Source organism: Novosphingobium sp. 32-60-15, assembly GCF_002280675.1.
GTDB lineage: Bacteria > Pseudomonadota > Alphaproteobacteria > Sphingomonadales > Sphingomonadaceae > Novosphingobium.
This window is the reverse complement of sequence record NZ_NCEN01000001.1, coordinates 318,449-335,504: the sequence shown is the minus strand read 5'-3', so window position 1 is coordinate 335,504 and position 17,056 is coordinate 318,449. Positions and strand designations below refer to the sequence as shown.

General features: G+C 57.7%; 15 protein-coding genes. 9 read left to right on the top strand and 6 right to left on the bottom strand.

Features of this window, described 5'->3' with window-relative positions; all coding sequences use genetic code 11:
• The first annotated feature begins 263 nt into the window (after positions 1 to 263).
• Entirely contained in the window at positions 264 to 809 is a 546-nt protein-coding gene (locus tag B7Y89_RS01515; protein ID WP_292935069.1) for a lytic transglycosylase domain-containing protein, read from the top strand.
• A gap of 30 nt (positions 810 to 839) precedes the next feature.
• On the top strand, positions 840 to 1,043 hold the full coding sequence (locus tag B7Y89_RS01510) for a DUF5818 domain-containing protein (RefSeq protein ID WP_292935041.1): 204 nt from the start codon (positions 840 to 842) through the stop codon (positions 1,041 to 1,043).
• Positions 1,044 to 1,065: 22 nt separating this feature from the next.
• On the opposite strand, the gene B7Y89_RS01505 is transcribed toward B7Y89_RS01510, so the two are convergent.
• Together B7Y89_RS01505 and B7Y89_RS01500 are read right to left on the bottom strand one after the other, a co-directional pair.
• Positions 1,066 to 2,337, bottom strand: coding sequence for a site-specific integrase (locus B7Y89_RS01505; protein ID WP_292935039.1), 1,272 nt, complete (start codon positions 2,335 to 2,337; stop codon positions 1,066 to 1,068).
• Positions 2,338 to 2,585: 248 nt separating this feature from the next.
• Positions 2,586 to 5,501 carry a TonB-dependent receptor gene (locus B7Y89_RS01500; RefSeq protein ID WP_292935037.1) on the bottom strand — a complete coding sequence of 972 codons (2,916 nt, stop codon included), beginning with the start codon at positions 5,499 to 5,501 and terminating at the stop codon, positions 2,586 to 2,588.
• 590 nt (positions 5,502 to 6,091) lie between these two features.
• Between B7Y89_RS01500 and B7Y89_RS01495 the strand changes: the two genes are divergently transcribed.
• Positions 6,092 to 6,619 carry a MarR family transcriptional regulator gene (locus B7Y89_RS01495; protein ID WP_292935035.1) on the top strand — a complete coding sequence of 176 codons (528 nt, stop codon included), beginning with the start codon at positions 6,092 to 6,094 and terminating at the stop codon, positions 6,617 to 6,619.
• Positions 6,620 to 6,693: 74 nt separating this feature from the next.
• On the opposite strand, the gene eno is transcribed toward B7Y89_RS01495, so the two are convergent.
• Positions 6,694 to 7,980 (bottom strand): phosphopyruvate hydratase, encoded by a 1,287-nt coding sequence (gene eno / locus B7Y89_RS01490; RefSeq protein WP_292935034.1) that lies wholly within the window; start codon positions 7,978 to 7,980, stop codon positions 6,694 to 6,696.
• Positions 7,981 to 8,208: 228 nt separating this feature from the next.
• On the opposite strand from eno, the gene B7Y89_RS01485 reads away from it, so the two are divergent.
• From B7Y89_RS01485 to B7Y89_RS01465, 5 genes are all read left to right on the top strand, one after another.
• A complete protein-coding gene (locus B7Y89_RS01485; protein ID WP_292935032.1) occupies positions 8,209 to 8,754 on the top strand; it encodes a hypothetical protein in 546 nt (181 codons plus the stop codon).
• 31 nt (positions 8,755 to 8,785) lie between these two features.
• Positions 8,786 to 9,169, top strand: coding sequence for a phage holin family protein (locus tag B7Y89_RS01480; RefSeq protein ID WP_292935031.1), 384 nt, complete (start codon positions 8,786 to 8,788; stop codon positions 9,167 to 9,169).
• The gene (locus tag B7Y89_RS01475) at positions 9,166 to 9,450 is read left to right on the top strand and encodes a hypothetical protein (protein ID WP_292935029.1); all 285 of its coding nucleotides are present in this window, start codon (positions 9,166 to 9,168) and stop codon (positions 9,448 to 9,450) included. The genes B7Y89_RS01480 and B7Y89_RS01475 overlap by 4 nt, the downstream gene beginning before the upstream one ends.
• Position 9,451: 1 nt before the next feature.
• Positions 9,452 to 9,952: a hypothetical protein gene (locus B7Y89_RS01470; protein ID WP_292935027.1), complete on the top strand. Its 501-nt coding sequence runs from the start codon at positions 9,452 to 9,454 to the stop codon at positions 9,950 to 9,952.
• A 595-nt stretch (positions 9,953 to 10,547) separates the two neighbouring features.
• The gene (locus B7Y89_RS01465) at positions 10,548 to 10,769 is read left to right on the top strand and encodes a DUF4170 domain-containing protein (protein ID WP_292935025.1); all 222 of its coding nucleotides are present in this window, start codon (positions 10,548 to 10,550) and stop codon (positions 10,767 to 10,769) included.
• A 422-nt stretch (positions 10,770 to 11,191) separates the two neighbouring features.
• On the opposite strand, the gene greA is transcribed toward B7Y89_RS01465, so the two are convergent.
• From greA to carA, 3 genes are all read right to left on the bottom strand, one after another.
• Positions 11,192 to 11,668: a transcription elongation factor GreA gene (gene greA, locus B7Y89_RS01460; protein WP_054109562.1), complete on the bottom strand. Its 477-nt coding sequence runs from the start codon at positions 11,666 to 11,668 to the stop codon at positions 11,192 to 11,194.
• Positions 11,669 to 11,813: 145 nt separating this feature from the next.
• A complete protein-coding gene (carB, locus tag B7Y89_RS01455; protein WP_292935022.1) occupies positions 11,814 to 15,152 on the bottom strand; it encodes a carbamoyl-phosphate synthase large subunit in 3,339 nt (1,112 codons plus the stop codon).
• 71 nt (positions 15,153 to 15,223) lie between these two features.
• Positions 15,224 to 16,399 carry a glutamine-hydrolyzing carbamoyl-phosphate synthase small subunit gene (gene carA / locus B7Y89_RS01450; RefSeq protein WP_292935020.1) on the bottom strand — a complete coding sequence of 392 codons (1,176 nt, stop codon included), beginning with the start codon at positions 16,397 to 16,399 and terminating at the stop codon, positions 15,224 to 15,226.
• A 173-nt stretch (positions 16,400 to 16,572) separates the two neighbouring features.
• Here carA and B7Y89_RS01445 point away from each other — a divergent pair, with 173 nt between their 5' ends.
• A complete protein-coding gene (locus B7Y89_RS01445; RefSeq protein ID WP_292935019.1) occupies positions 16,573 to 17,028 on the top strand; it encodes a GatB/YqeY domain-containing protein in 456 nt (151 codons plus the stop codon).
• Positions 17,029 to 17,056: the final 28 nt, after the last annotated feature.

Here is a 17,056-nt window from a genome sequence, read left to right as displayed (position 1 = left end):
TTCCGGCACTCGGGTACGGGGCATGGGCTATCTCCAGTCCAACATGCCTCCACCGCGCAGCCTCCGCTCTGCGCCCATTACAATGCGTTTTCCTACAACATATGTTCTTTATATGTTCTCTATCGATTCGGCTAGCGAAGGAATCGACGATGAGACTGAAATTAGGCGGCTTGGCTATGGTGGCAGCCTGCGTATGCAGCGGGCAACCTGCGTTTTCCCAAGAGCGAATCACTGATGCTCTCGAAAACCAGGAACTGCAAACCATGGGCTTTCGCATGGAACAAAGGCCCGACGGGTTTCAACTGGTAACGCATGGAGTGTGGAAAGCCCCGGCAGGCGAACAGGCCCTTGCTGTTGCTCCACCTACCGGACCTAACGCATTCTACGCCCCCAGGCCGAACCCAAGCGCCGGCAAAGGAGGAACAAGCTTCAGGCGGGCAGTGTACCTGCCGCACGTCTATGCCGCTGAGGCACAATTTTCTCTGCCTTCAGGGTTGCTCGATGCGCTCATCTGGACCGAATCCCGGTACAATCCTGTTGCCATCAGCCGAGCTGGAGCGGCTGGCCTTGGGCAGCTGATGCCTGGCACGGCGCGTGATCTCGGTGTTTCGAACCGCTTCAACCCGAAGGAAAACCTCTTGGGAGCCGCACGTTACTTGCGGCAGATGCTCGACAAGTTTGGTGTGGTTCACCTTGCAGTGGCCGCTTACAACGCCGGACCCGGTGCCGTGGAGAAGTCTGGGGGAATACCGCGCAATGGCGAGACACCGGCATACGTCCGCAATGTCCTGAGCTACTGGCGAAATTGAGAAAGGAGCGCAAAGTTGATTCGTGGGCGAATGCGCGTGTCTGGAACACTGAGCCGAGGGCGGCGCGGTTTGAACCTGACCACCGAGCAAGGAGAACTATGGGTACTTGAGGCAGACCAGGACGTCGATCACTTGATCGGTGGACGGGTTCTAGTTGAAGGTATTCCTGAGGGACTGGATCGTTTGCGCGCCGATTGGGTTGGAATTCCCACGGAAAATGCAAATTCGGAATAATCTGAATCACCTTGCCTTTTGACTACTTCAGATCCTCCTTGGGCTGATGCTTTGCGACAAGCTGTAGGACCTCCCTGCCCCAGATCGCCAGAGCTTCTCGTTTCTCGTTCGTATATTGATGACGATGATAAACGCCCGCAACGCCGCCTTTCGCCGACCCAGACTGATGATTCAGTACGGCTTCCGAGACAACCAGCGGGATGCCAAGCCTTTGCAGTCCCGTCGCCACCGTGCGCCGAATGTCATGCATCGTGAAATGGCCCGTTTCATAGCCCAGTTTCTCGTCCACGCTTGCCCGGATCCGCTTCCAGGCCTTTGGCAGGCCACTTATACTGTTTGAGGGGGTGACCCTGGATGCCAGAAGAAGCTTGGACTGCTTGTGGGCTTCGTCAGGATCGATACCCGCTGCCGAGAAGATCGCATTGGCAATCGTGAGGGCCTGAGCCGATAGCGGCACCACATTCGCCTTCCCGTTTTTCGCTCTGTCTCCCGGCACAGTCCATACCTTCGTCTTGAAATCGAACTCGTCGCAGGTCGCTTCGAGAACTTCACCGCGGCGCTGAGCGGTAAGGATCAGCATTTGCACGAGATGACCAAATGGAGAGCCATCCTCAGCAGCGGCTTGCCACAAAGCTGCAAGCTCTCGATCGCTTAGAACACGGTCACGCGGTTCACTTCGTTTCGGTCGCCATGCGTCTCGACATGGATTGGCTGGCAAGTGCTCTAGCCGGGTGAGCGCCCAAACGTAGAAGGTGGAGAGATGGCGAAAAACGATGCGCGCCATCGTTAGAGTTTCTTTTCCTCGCTCAAACGCGATCTTCTCGACGAAACGGCTCACGTCGGTTCTCGTGATGGAGTCGGCGAGCCGGTCTCCGATCTCCGGTTCAATATATTTCCGGAAGACCCGATCGAACTCCTTGGCGCTGCGCTTCTTGCCCTCGATCTGCTGAGTCAGATAGATCTCGTAGAGCTCAGCAACCGTCCCTACGCCTTTAGTCCCCTTTCGCTTTGCTCCTGCCTTCCTGGCGATGTTTTTGCCTTGCTCTACATCGACGAGGAGGTCGCGTGCCTTCCGTCGCGCGTTGGCAAGAGTGAAATTTGGACTGTGTCGGCCGATCGTGACGTTCAACCATTTGCCTTGAACGCGCTTGCGCAAGATGTATGTCTTGATACCGCTTGCGCCCATGCGAAGGCGGAGGCCGGGAACGATGCCGTCGGCAAGCTCCATCTGTCCTGTCGCCGGAGCCTTCAGCCCCGCAATCCGCGCGTCCGTCAAACCAACTTTGTTCGTCATATGTACCTGCTACCTTAGGTAGCTTTTTGTACTGGATACAGGCGAACATATCAAGAACTATGCGGACCATGAATCGCAGAATTCCGCCACTTCTGGACCCAAGTGGACGGTCTAGGACCCACTGATCATCGCTCTTAATCAGCGGGTCCTTGGTTCGAGCCCAAGTGCGTCCACCACTTCTATTGCACCCGCACAAAAAAGCGCCGGAGCTTTTGGCCCCGGCGCGCATTTTTCATTTGTTATGCAGGTCAGAACTTGAAGCCTGCCATCACGCCATAGCGGCGCGGTTCAAGCGTGAAGATGTTGGTGAACAAGCCCGATGATTGGTCAGTCACGTAAAGGCCGGTCGTTGCGTTGTTGTTGGCAATATTCTGGATGTAGCCACGCAGGAACCAGCGGTCATCCCGTCCATTCAACTGGATCTGGGCATTCATCACCGCAAAACCCTTGATGCGGTTGATGCTGCCATTGAAGATCGTACCATAGCTTTCGCCGGTGTAATTGATGTCAAACCTGGGAACGATTGACATCTCTCCTGCTTCCAAAGTGTATTGAATACCGGCAGACCATTTGAACTCGGGCGCTTGTGGCAACTGGTTGCCCCGTACGTTGCGCTCGATACCCGAACTGACGCGGATACCGCCAAATGCGCTTCCCACCGCAGCTGCTTGTTGCGCCAGCACACCACAGATCGAAAACGCACCAGTCGTATTCGTGCCGGGAATGGGCGTTGCCGGGCGCAAGCCCACGCCGCCGTTGATGGTGTTGACAAAGGCATTGGCCGCAGCGGCATTCACCCCTGTAACCGCACAGTTCGAACCCAGCGTGATATCCTTGATGATCACAGTGTCGGATCGCCCTGCGGAAACATCGCGCGTATCGACAAAGAACTGGTCGCCGACCACCTTGGTCTTAAGGTAACTGGCTGAAAGATTGACCAGAAGATTGCGCGCAGGTGCCATGATTGCCTCGGCTTCAAGGCCATAGATATTGGCATCGATATTATCGTTGACGGACGTGCGGGCCGTGATCCGGCTGAGTTGCAAGTCCTTGTAGCGATAGTAAAACGCCGAGAGGTTTAGCTGCAACGCACCAAAGCGGTTCTTGGAACCGATTTCAAACGCATCGACCGTTTCGGGCTTGAAGATGTCATTGACCGAACCGACCGACAGCGGCGGGTTGATCCCGCCCGATTTGTACCCGCGCGAATAGGACACATAGACGAGGTTATCCGGGCTGATCTGGTAATCAAGCACCGCACGTCCGGTCATCCGGCCAAAGCTGACAGAGCGTTCCTGAAACGCCTGCACACCGGCAAGGCCCTTGTCGAAGTCGGCTGTGGCAATGTTGAGCGCATCTTCCAGCGTGTTGGCGCCAACCGGTGCCAGAATTGCACCGCCGCTGGCAAATTCGCTCGACAAGCCGTTGCTGAGCAGGGTTGTGCGGGCACGCGTGGTCTTCTTGTCATGGTTGTACCGCAGGCCCAGCGTCAGCTTCAGCTTATCATTGAACTGGAAGTAGGTTTCACCAAAAATGCCATAGCTGTTCAGCAATCCGCGATCGGTGTTGCTGCGGAAGAATGGCGATGCACGAAAAACCGCCCTGCCCCCCGTCGCACCGGAAGCAGCCGCTGCTGCCCCCAGAATACCGGCGGCGTAATCAAGCCCGAACGAATTGACGAAGTAGCTGTTATTGGTGGTCTCACCGCGCAGATAATTGGCGCCGATCAGGAAATTAAACATCCCGTCGAAATCGGAGTCGATGTGTGCCTCGGCGGCATACTGTTTGTAGGATTGGCTCGATTCATCCAGATCAAGCGAAGTGCGCGCGCAGAGCGGCTGCGCGTTTGCTCCGAAAACACCCACGTTGTTATAATCGATGTCAGACTGGCAAACATTCCCGGTCGGGCCATTGGGGATCAGCCGGGCCGCTATTGGCGCAAATGCGAATGCGGTTGCAGGGTTGGCGGCGAATGCGGCCAGCGCGAACAAGCCGGGGCTTCCGGAAATCGCGCGCTGCGTTGACAGGTTATAATCGGTACGGCTGCGAACAGTGTTGCGGGAATAGCCCGCCGTTACGTTCAGCGTGAACTTGTCGCCCAGTGATTGCTGCAATTTGCCCTGATACACTTCTTCTTCGGCGAAATAGGTGGGCAGATAATCGACGTTGACCGTCCGGACGTCGCCGGGGTTTACCGAACCCAGAAAGCCATCGCCGTCATCGCCGTAGATGCTGCCAAGGCCGAGCGCTGCAAAAGTGGGGGAAACCGCGATCCCGAAGAATTCACGCGACGATAGCAACGATGCCAGCGTGGCATCGCCATTTGGAGATTCGTTGGCCAACTTGTCGGGCAGACAGCCCAGAACGCCGGTCGGATCGCGATGGCACAATTGCTTCTGCACGCGACTGCGGTTGTCGTTCTCGCGGAAATAGTAGGCAGACAGATCGACAGTCGTGTTTGCACTCGGTTCCCAGCGCAGCGATCCACGCAGGGCGTACATGTCGCGTCCATCGATGCGACTCTTGGTGCCTATGTTATAAGTATAGCCATCACGTTTGTTATACATGCCGGCCAGGCGAATTCCGAGTGTTTCGGAAAGCGGCGCGTTGACCATGCCGCGTACACGGACCGAATTGTATTTGCCGTAATCGACATCACCCGAAGCACCAAAGCCTGACAAATCAGGGCGCGCGGTGATGATATTGACCACGCCCGATGTGGCGTTGCGACCGAACAAGGTCCCCTGCGGCCCGCGCAACACTTCAATTCGCTCAAGGTCGAAGAACTCGGTTTCGAACAAACGGCTGGCGACCATGGGCATGTCATTCAAGTGGATGCCAGTCGCCGCATCGCAGGAAACGCCTACGCACAAATCACCAATACCGCGAATGGTGAAGCTGGATGACGTGAAGTTGGTTTTGGTAAAAGTGACGTTTGGCAGGGAAAGCTGCAAGTCGGACGAATTCTGGATTTGCTGCTTATCGAGGTTCTCTGCCGAAAATGCCGAAACCGCAATTGGCACCGCCTGAAGTGATTGTGCCTGACGCTGCGCTGTAACAATGATTTCTTGAAAGCCGATACTATCGTCGGCAGTTTGTCCAATAGCAGGCGACGAAATGGCGGTTACGCACACGCCAACCAACAGGGAAAGCTTGCCCCTCATAAGTCAGACCTCTCTCCAGCGGTGCCCGTCGTTTATCGCGGGTCACGCAGACATCAGAACATAACGGGAGCGCAACTTTGTCAATCGGTTAATTAAAAATATGCCATTCCGTAACGGAAGGTTCGTCCCTGATTGACGACAATTGTGGCCGCACACCCCGATTTGAGCCCCGGAGCCAGCCCGTCATGCACAAATTCAGATAGGAAGGCGCGACTCCAAGCCGATTCGAAATATGCAATCGATTGTTGGTTTGCGGCACCAGGCCACTGCCACCCACCTCATGATCGGACATATTTGCCGGAACGCGCGACCTGTTCTTGGTCAAGACAAGCGGACAATTGCAAAACAAGATCGACTATGAAGCAAGTTCATTACAGAATGAACCAATATGCTTTTCGATATTTTAAATAATAATCAGAGGCTTCTGCTGCTTCAGGCAACAATTACCTCGTATTCCGCGCCATTAAATCCCTGACTAAGTACCTTTACTTAGTATATAACCGAATAGTTAAACGACTTAGGTTGGCAGAATGCTATCTGTGGATTGACGAAGGGGATCGTCATTCCGGGAGCCAACGGGGTGTCATCGGATGAGCCATAACCAGCTACGGGCCAAGGCACGCAGGCTAATTGCTGCCGCCAACGAATTGCTTGCCATCGCACATGAGCTTGAGCTTAACGAGGATGGCCCTGTTTTGGTTGATCAAAACACCCCGTTCAGCGCAAAAGACAGCCCGGCTTGGGCAGAAGTCGCCCGGTCAAGCTATCGCGAACGCCGCCGCAGAAGCGAGATTTTTGCCGATCAAACCCTGTTTGGCGAGCCGGCATGGGACATCATGCTTGATCTGTTCATTGCCGCCAAGGAACGCAAACGCCTTCCCGTCACCAGCGCCTGCATTGGCGCAGCCGTCCCTGTCACAACCGCGCTGCGCTGGTTGACCGTCCTTGAAGACAAAGGTCTCATTGTCCGTGAAAATGACGCCGCCGATGCCCGCCGGGTCTTCGTCCGGCTTTCGGCAGACGGCTATGAAAAGATGATCACCTATTTCAGCAATGTCGCCGGAAACATGCGGCAGGATGAAGAGATCGAGCCGCCTGCATTGCGCATGGCCAACTGATCCTCCAACGAAAAAGGGCGGCCCGTCAGAGCCGCCCTTTTCATTTTAACGCAACTGCTTCAACGCGCTTGGGCTCAGGCACCCAAGCGGCCAAATGCGGCCTTGCCGGCATACCGCGCCGAACTGCCCAGTTCTTCCTCGATGCGGATCAACTGGTTGTACTTGGCAAGCCGGTCAGACCGGGCAAGCGAGCCTGTCTTGATCTGACCGCAGTTGGTAGCAACCGCCAGATCGGCAATCGTCGCATCTTCGGTTTCACCCGAACGGTGCGACATCACGGCCGTATAGCCATTGCGCTGTGCAATGCTCACTGCTTCCAGCGTTTCTGTCAGCGTGCCGATCTGGTTGACTTTCACCAGCAGCGAATTGGCAAGGCCCTTGCCGATGCCCATCGTCAATCGCTTCGGATTGGTCACGAACAGATCGTCTCCAACCAGTTGCACGCGCTTGCCAACCTTGGCGGTAAGCGCAGCCCAGCCTTCAAAGTCATCTTCGCTCATGCCGTCTTCAATCGAGATGATCGGATAGGCATCGCACAGCGCGGCCAGATAATCCGCCATGGCGTCGGGCGAAAGCGACAGCCCCTCGCCGCTGATTTCGTACTTGCCGTTCTTGAAGAATTCGGTGGCCGCGCAATCAAGCGCGATCATCATGTCCTCGCCCGGCTTGAACCCGGCCTTTTCAATCGAGGTCATCACGAAATCCAGCGCATCGCGCGTGCTGGCAAGGTTCGGCGCAAAGCCACCCTCGTCACCCACTGCAGTTGCCAACCCCTTCTCGTGCAGGCCCTTCTTCAACGTGTGGAACACTTCAGCGCCCCAACGCACAGCTTCGGTCAGCGTCGGCGCGCCCACCGGCATGATCATGAATTCCTGAAAATCGATGGGGTTATCAGCATGTTCGCCGCCATTGATGATGTTCATCATCGGCACCGGCAGAACGTGCGCCGAAACGCCGCCGACATAGCTGTACAGCGGCAGTCCGCGCGCATCAGCCGCCGCTTTGGCAATGGCAAGGCTCGTACCCAGGATCGCATTTGCGCCAAGACGGCTCTTGTTTTCGGTCCCGTCCAGTTCGATCATCGCCAGATCGATGTCGCGCTGGTCTTCTGCGTCCATGCCGACGATGGCCTCGGCAATGTCGGAATTGACCGCAGTGACAGCCTTGGTCACGCCCTTGCCCAGATAGCGGGCCTTGTCGCCGTCGCGCAATTCAACGGCTTCATGCGCGCCCGTCGATGCGCCCGATGGCACAGCGGCGCGGCCAAAGCTGCCGTCCTCCAGCAAAATATCGACTTCGACAGTGGGGTTGCCACGGCTGTCGAGGATCTCACGCGCGTGGATGTCAAGGATTGCGGTCATCGGGTGCTCCCTGCAGGGCGGCGCCAAAGAAACTTGCATAAGAATCTTATACGCCAAGGTCTGGCGCGGCCCTATCGTTTGGAACCCAGACAGGCAAGCCGCGTTGGTATCCGAATCTGCAGAACAGCATCAAACCCGTTGCCTTTGTGCTATAGGGTCTAGCAAGATGACACAAACCGCCCATATCGTAGCGGCAACAACCGCACGACATGCTGAAGGGAACATACCATGGCCGACACGACTTTGACCCCCACAGACACTGTCACGACCGATACAGCACTGCCGGACGCAAACGACACGGTGAGCGCCAAGGGCCGCTTCACCAAAGCCATCGAAGAAGCCAAGGCTGGCGCTGAAGCGCTCAAAGGCGAAGCCATCGACAAGGGCGCCGCATACAAGGCTAAGGTCAGCGAAACCGCCACCGATTGGGTTGGCGAAGCCAAAGTATATGCAGACCAGGCCAAGGAATTGAGCGCAACGCTTGCCGTCGAAGGCAAGGCCAAGGCCAGCGATGCACTGAGCACACTGGGCAAGGTCATTTCTGACAATGCCGGCACCATCGATAACAAGCTTGGCGTCCAATATGGCGATTATGCCCGCACCGCCGCACGTTCCATCCAGGAAACAGCCGCCAAGCTTGAATCCAAGGATTTTGGCGAACTGGGCAACGACGTGAAGGAATTCGTCCAGAAAAGCCCCGGCATTGCCATCGGTATTGCTGCAGTTGCCGGTTTCGCCATCGCAAAGATGCTGTCGGGCGGATCGGACGACTGACGGTTTGCGCCGAAGCGACGATTGCGGTCTGATGGCTGATATCGAGAACCCCGTGCCTGTAACGGATGAGGCAAAAGTATCCTCGGTCGGTGACGCTATTCGCGCGCTGATCGAGGATGGCCAGACGTTGCTTGAAGCAGAAATTGCTTATCGCAAAGCACAGGCCACGTTTGGCTTGGGCGAAGCAAAAGTCATTGCGCTTTTATTGGTTTTAGGCCTCGCCTTCGGCTTTTTCACACTGCTGGCATTCGTCGTTGGACTGCTTCTTGCGCTGGCATTTTATGTCGGCGTCTGGGGCGCTTTGGCCATAGTTGGCGGGACTCTGCTTGCCTTGACAGCTTTGTGCCTGTTCAAAGCTGTAAAGCGAATGGGCACTGCCAAGGCAGGCCTTCTGGGCGGGGACAAGGCACCATGAGCGATCCTCGCACTATTGCGGCCGCGCGCGCCCTGCGTGACGAAGCGCTCGGCATTGTCCGGGCCGACCTCGACCTTGCCAAAGCGGAATCCTCGCCTGCGCGGATCAAGGAACGCGCCATCGATGAAGCCGCCCAGATGATCGATACCGTCCGCGATGTCGCGAACGAAAACAAGGCTGTCATCGGCGCGATAGTGGCCGCATTGACCGGCTGGTTCCTGCGGGGACCGCTGATCGATCTGGCCGCCAAAGCGCGCGATGCTGTCCGCTCCGGAGATTGAAATGCCAAAGACCGAAATGAACGACAGCACCCCCGCCGAAAAGACCGACCTGCGCGACAAAGTCGACGCTGCCAAGGCCCGCCTCGCTGAACGGACCGGCAACGCGCGCCCTGTTGAAACCGTCAAGTCCCTGATCGTCGAACATCCGGTCGCCTCGCTCGCCGCAGGCATCCTGCTCGGCGCTCTGATTGCAAAGGCGCTTCCATCATCGGGCCGCTTCCGGAAAAGCGCTGCGGGTCTTGCAACTGTAGCCGGAAAATTCGCGGTTGATTACGCCACGAAAGCTGCCGAAGTTGGCCGCGAGGGCCTGCACAAAGTCGAAGAAGCCGGAAGCAAACTGGCCGATGTTGGCGGCAACGTCGGTGGCCGGATTGCTGAAACCAGCGGCGATGCGCGGCGCAAGGCAAACGATCTGGCCGACGTCGCCCGCGCTGCTGCGATTGAAGCCAGCGAAATCGCGATCCGCAAAATGACCGAACTGGCAGCGCGCATAAAGCACTAATTGTGCCCTTGCTCTCTCCCCTTCAGGGGAGAGATACGCAGGCGTGGCAGCGTGCTGCCTAGCCGGAGTTGAGAGGGGTGTGCCGCGTGGCCCCCTCTCCCAACCCTCGGCCCCTACAGAGGCAAGCGCTTGGTCCACTTCCCGCCATCCAGCACAATCAACCAACGCCCGAAAATCAACCGCCCCCTTTATCGCCCCTCCCCTTATCGTCGCCCCGGACTTGATCCGGGGTCAGGCTTTTCTTTGTCGCGTGCGGCAAGATAAGTGGTTCGCGCAGAGGCCGCAGAGACACTTCGCGCAGAAAAGCAGATGATCACAAACCGCTGGTAGGTTTTTTGACAGGGCATCAAATCACCACATCTCTGCGCGCTTGGCGGTCTCTGCGCGAAAAAAGGCAGGACCCCGGATCACAAGGCCGGGGTGACGGTGGAGTGGCGTCGAGAGTATGGCAGTTGCCCACCGCAGACTTTGTCCTACGCGTGAACTCGGCCGACGCAACCTCGCCAGCTAAGCAGAAATACGACATTGGTCGACTTGCTTTAAACCTATCTTTTTGTATGGGCAAAAGCTTATCCTCCCCAAAGGAACATCGCCAATGCAGAAGTTGCACCTTGTAATGGGCGGGCGGGTAAAAGACCCGCAAGGCCTCGATTTCGTTGATCTCAAGGCGATTGATCTCGTCGGAGTGTTTCCCGACTACGCCACTGCTGAAGACGCATGGCGCAGCGCCGCGCAGCGCACGGTTGATGATGCCGAAATGCGTTATGTCATCGTGCACATGCACAAGCTGCTTGAGCCTGATCTGCCAGCAGCCTGACCAGAATACAAAAAAGGCCCCGGATCGCTCCGGGGCCTTTTTGATATCAACCGTCTTTGTAAACGCAGCTTGCCATGAACCAGACCTAGGCCCCGCTCTCAAAATAGGGCAGCCAGACCGATTAGCCCTGTGCTTTTTTGGCCGTATATCCCCTTTGCATACGTCGGCCCTATTTCGTCACCCTGAACTTGTTTCAGGGTCCATCTCTCCGTCCAAACCGCCGGTGCTCGTTGAGAGATGGACCCCGGATCAAGTCCGGGGTGACGGGATTAAGGGCTTACGTTGCCGAAGGGGATAAATGCCAGATTTTTTACGCGGGATAAGTCTCGCGCCCCCTTTTTAAGGGAGGGGCTGGAAGTGGGTTTACAACGCGTGCGTTTTCATAACGCAAAATCGTGTTACCCATATCGGTAAAATCGGGATCAAATAAATTCGATCTTCTGCACCAGATAGAACTTGTCACCCGCAGGCACGGTAACTTCGATTTCCTCGTCAACCTTGCGGCCGATCAGCGCTTTGCCCAGCGGCGAGTTGTAACTGATCATGCCGTTTTTGGCGTCCGCCTCATAAGGACCGACGATCTGGTAACGGACCGGCTTTTCATCTTCATCAAGCAACGTCACCGTTGCACCGAAGATGATCTTGTCGCCCGAAAGCGTTGCCGGATCAATAATCTGCGCGCGGCTTACCCGATCCTCAAGATCGCCAATCGATGCTTCAACCTGGCCCTGACGCTCTTTCGCGGCGTGATATTCGGCATTTTCCGAAAGATCGCCATGCGCGCGGGCTTCTTCGATGGCATCAACGATCAGGGGGCGCTCTTCACGCAGCGCTTTCAGCTCTGCTGTCAGGCGTTCATAGCCTGCTGCAAGCATCGGCAGCTTTTCCACACTCGCCATCGCTCAAATCTCTTTCTCAATCTGCCCCCTGCCCGCCAACTGGCGTGCAGAGAAAAACTATCCTCGCTGGCCTGCGCCGTATGCGTCGGGCCAGCCCTTCAGTGCCACGATACCGGGGTACATCCCCCCCTGGAAGCTTTGGGGTTCAGCTATAATAGTCTTGCAATGACCGCACTTCAAGTTCGGCAGCGCGCATAGCTTCAATCGCTTCTACTGCAGCAACCGAAGCGGCGGCAGTCGTGAACGATGGAACCCGTGCATTCAGTGCCGAAGCGCGGATCGATGCTGAATCCTTGTGGCTTTGCCAACCTTCGGTCGTGTTGAAGATCAGCGCGATGTCATCATCGCTGATCCGGTCAACAATATGCGGCCGGCCTTCCGCCACTTTGTTCACGCGCTCTACGTTCACGCCCGCATCTGCCAGGTAACGCGCGGTCCCGCCGGTGGCCACAATCCTGAAGCCCAGCGTGATCAACTTGCGCACCGCTGGCAAGACCATCGCCTTGTCCGAATCCTTCACCGAGACGAACACCGTGCCGCCTTGTGGCAGTTTCACGCCGGCACCCAGCTGCGATTTGGCAAAAGCCACCGCAAAGCTGCTATCGATGCCCATCACTTCGCCGGTTGATTTCATTTCCGGTGACAGCACAGGATCGATGCCAGGGAAGCGCGCGAACGGGAACACAGCTTCCTTGACTGCCATGTAATCGATCTCGCGTTTGATCGCAGGCAGATTGGCAAGCTTTTCGCCCGCCATGATCCGCGCGGCAAACTTGGCAATCGGCTGACCAATCGCCTTGGCCACGAACGGCACCGTGCGGCTGGCGCGCGGGTTTACTTCGATGAGGTAAACCTCGCCGTCCTTGATCGCGAACTGGATGTTCATCAACCCGCGCACATTCAAACCCCGCGCCAGCAGAATGGCCTGTCGCTCCATCTCGGCGATAATGTCGGCAGGCAGGCTATACGGCGGCAATGTGCAGGCGCTGTCGCCCGAATGGATGCCTGCTTCTTCGATATGCTGCATCACGCCTGCAACGGTAACCTCGTCACCATCGGCCAGGGCATCAACATCGCATTCAATCGCATCGCGCAGATACTGGTCGATCAGCACGGGGCTATCGCCCGAAACCTTCACGGCGGTGGCGATGTAATCATCCAGTTGCGCAAGGCTGTCGACGATTTCCATCGCGCGGCCACCCAGCACATAGCTCGGGCGGATCAGCACTGGGTAACCGATGCGGCTGGCAACCGCCACAGCTTCATCGCGGCTGCGCGCAATGCCATTCATCGGCTGCTTCAGGCCCAGCTTGTTAACCAGCGCGGCAAAACGCTCACGGTCTTCGGCAAGGTCAATCGAATCCGGCGATGTGCCAAGGATCGGAATGCCCGCGTCCTGAAGCGCTTGCGCCAGCTTCAGCGGCGTCTGGCCACCAAACTGCACGATCACGCCCACAAGTTCCCCGTTCGACCGCTCCAGTTCAAGGATTTCAAGCACGTCTTCGGCGGTCAGCGGCTCGAAATAGAGCCGGTCCGAAGTGTCGTAATCGGTCGAAACCGTCTCGGGATTGCAGTTGACCATGATCGTTTCGAACCCGGCGTCTCCCAGCGCATAACACGCATGGCAGCAGCAATAGTCGAACTCGATCCCCTGCCCGATCCGGTTCGGACCACCACCAAGAATGACGATCTTTTTGGCGTTCGTGGGCGCGGATTCATTTTCCGGGCCACCATCACCGACATTGGCAAACAGCCCGCTCTCATATGTCGAATACATATAAGGGGTTACGGCCTCGAACTCAGCCGCACAGCTATCGATGCGCTTGAACACCGGACGCACGCCCAGCTTGTGCCGCAGCGCGCGCACTTCGTCCTCGCTGGTGGCACCGGCCATCGCGTTCAATACATCATGCAACAGGCCGGACCGCTTGGCTTGGGTTTCGCCAAGGCCGCCTGCAACGCCCACCGAACGCACCGCCAGAGTGGCCAAGCGCTTGTCAGAAAAGCCCATCGCCTTCAACCGGCGCAAACCGGCCGCATCATTGGGCAAGCCGTTGCTTTGTATGACTTTTTCTTCGTCTATGATTTCGGCGATCTGGCGCAGGAACCAAGGTTCATACTTTGTCACTGCATGTACTTCATCAACTTTGAAGCCCTCGCGGAACGCCTGCGCAATCGCCAGAATGCGATCCGGCGTCGCCTTGCTCAGCGCTGCGATGATCTGGTCCCGGCTCGCGCCCTCCAGTTCCACGACGCGGTTGAAGCCATCAAGCCCCGTCTCAAGGCCGCGCAGCGCCTTCTGCATCGATTCCTTGAAGTTGCGGCCAATCGCCATCACTTCGCCGACCGACTTCATAGCGGTGCCAAGATTGTTGTCCGCGCCCTTGAACTTTTCAAAGGCAAAGCGCGGGATCTTGGTCACGACATAATCGAGCGTCGGTTCGAACGCCGCAGGCGTAGCACCGGTGATGTCGTTCATGATCTCGTCGAGCGTGTAACCAACCGCCAGCTTGGCCGCGACTTTGGCAATCGGGAAGCCGGTGGCCTTCGATGCCAGCGCCGATGAACGCGACACGCGCGGGTTCATCTCGATCACGATCATGCGGCCATCAGCGGGGTTCACCGCGAACTGCACGTTCGATCCGCCAGTTTCCACACCGATCTCGCGCAGCACCGCGATGCTGGCGTTGCGCATGATCTGGTATTCCTTGTCGGTCAGCGTCAGCGCTGGGGCGACGGTGATGGAATCTCCGGTATGGACGCCCATCGGATCGACGTTTTCGATGGAGCAGATGATGATGCAGTTGTCGTTCTTGTCGCGGACAACCTCCATCTCGTACTCTTTCCACCCGAGCAGCGATTCATCGATCAGCACCTCGGTGGTAGGCGATGCTTCAAGGCCGCCCTTCACGATCTTGACGAATTCGTCCTTGTTATAGGCGATGCCGCCGCCGGTGCCGCCCATGGTAAAGCTAGGGCGAATGATCGATGGCAGTCCGGTGCGCTCCAGAATGGCAAGCGCCTCTTCCACCGAATGCGCAACGCCCGAACGCGCCGATTCCAGCCCGATCTTGTCCATCGCATCGCGGAACCGCTGGCGGTCCTCGGCCTTGTCAATCGCATCGGCATCCGCGCCGATCATCTGCACGCCATACTTGGCCAGCGTACCATCGTTGAACAGCGCCAGCGCGGTGTTCAGCGCGGTCTGCCCGCCCATCGTCGGCAGCAGCGCATCGGGGCGCTCCTTCTCGATGATCTTGGCGACCACCTCGGGCGTGATCGGCTCGACATAGGTCGCGTGCGCCATGTCCGGATCGGTCATGATCGTCGCGGGGTTCGAATTGACCAGAATGATGCGATAACCCTCTTCCTTGAGAGCTTTCACCGCCTGCGTGCCCGAATAATCGAACTCGCAAGCCTGGCCAATGATGATCGGCCCGGCGCCGATGATCAGGATCGAGGAGATGTCAGTGCGTTTGGGCATTATCGCTCTCGTGTTTCAGCCCCCGTCGCATATCGCTTGCGCCGGAAGAGGGAATACTCTGGATCAATCGCTCAGCCGAGCGACGCTATAAACTTCTCGAACAGGTAGAAGCTGTCCTGCGGTCCCGGCGAAGCCTCGGGGTGATACTGCACCCCGAACGCACGCTTGCCCTTCACCGCAATCCCACAGTTTGAGCCATCGAACAGCGACATATGCGTTTCGATCACGTTGTCGCCCAGCGCGCCGGGGGAGTTGTCCACTGCGAAGCCGTGGTTCATCGAGGTGATTTCTACCACGCCGTCGGCCATGCGCTTCACCGGATGGTTCGCGCCGCGGTGGCCCTGGTGCATCTTGGTGGTGCGGGCACCGGCGGCGAGCGCCAGCATCTGGTGGCCGAGGCAGATGCCGAAAACCGGCATGTCCATTTCAAGCAGCTTCTGGATCACCGGCACGGCATAAGCGCCGGTCGCCGCTGGATCGCCCGGCCCGTTGGACAGGAACACGCCATCCGGCTTGAGTCCGAGGATCGTTTCGAGCGAGGTTTGCGCCGGAACAACCGTAACGCTTGCGCCCGCCTTCACCAGATTGCGGAAGATATTGTCCTTAGCGCCGTAATCGATGGCGACAACATGCTTGCGCGTGTCACGCGAGGACCGGCCAAACCCTTTGCCAAGATGCCATATGGAGCCTTCCCAGACCTCTTGCGCATCGCGGCTGACCACGCGGGCAAGGTCCATGCCTTCAAGACCGGGCCAGTTGCGCGCGCGTTCGATCAGCGCGGGGATATCGAATTCGCCCTTGGGATCATGCGCGATCACCGCGTTGGGAGCGCCCGAAAGGCGGATGCGGCGGGTCAGCGCGCGAGTATCAAGCCCTGCGATGCCGACCTTGCCGAGCTTTTCCATCCACGCCTGAAAACCACCTGCGCTGCGGAAGTTGGCGGGATCGGTCACATCTTCGCGGACCAAGCAGCCCACTGCACCCGGTACGCCGTGGCTTTCCATGTCTTCGGGATTGGTGCCGACATTGCCGATGTGGGGGAATGTGAAGGTGACAACTTGGCCCGCATAGGAAGGATCGGTCATCACTTCCTGATAGCCGGTCATCGCGGTGTTGAAGCAAACTTCACCCACCGCAGTACCGGTTGCGCCAAAGCCACGTCCCCATGCCACAGACCCGTCAGCCAGTACGAGGACTCCCGTCGCGCCTTCTGGTTTGGACGCGTGCGAAAGTGCGGGGTCGGCCATGATTGGGGGCGCTCCGTTGGCAGGGGTTTTGGCGATGTTGCTAAGGGGCGGCGGTTAGACCTCTGTCCCGCACGCGTCAACCTAGCGATTTCCAAAAGTTTCCCCTACATGGGCAAAACGTCGCATGGCGGCGGCCCCATTCACATAATGACCGACACAGGAAACAATTCCACATGATCCGCGAAACCATCAAGGCCGCGCAAATTTCTTCGATGAAATCGGGCGACAAGCCCCGCCTCGCCGCTGTCCGCCTGATCCTTTCCAAGCTGAAGGACAAGGACATCGAATTGCGCACCGCCGCTGTGGTGCCCGACGATGATGTACTGGTGACCGACGTTTTGCAGAAAATGGCCAAGCAGCGCCGCGAATCGATCACCATGTATGAAGCAGGCGGCCGCCAAGAACTGGCCGATGTGGAAAAGGCCGAGCTTGCCGTGATCGAGGAATTTTTGCCCCAGCAAATGAGCGAGGACGACACCCGCACCGCGATTGCTGCGTTGATCGCCGAGACGGGCGCAGCGGGCATGAAGGACATGGGCAAGGTTGTGGCGGCATTGAAGGCCAAACACGGCACGCAACTGGATATGAGCAAGGCCAGCGGACTGGTGAAAGCCGCGCTGGCGGGGTGAGCGTCAGTTAACTCCCCTCCCGCCTGCG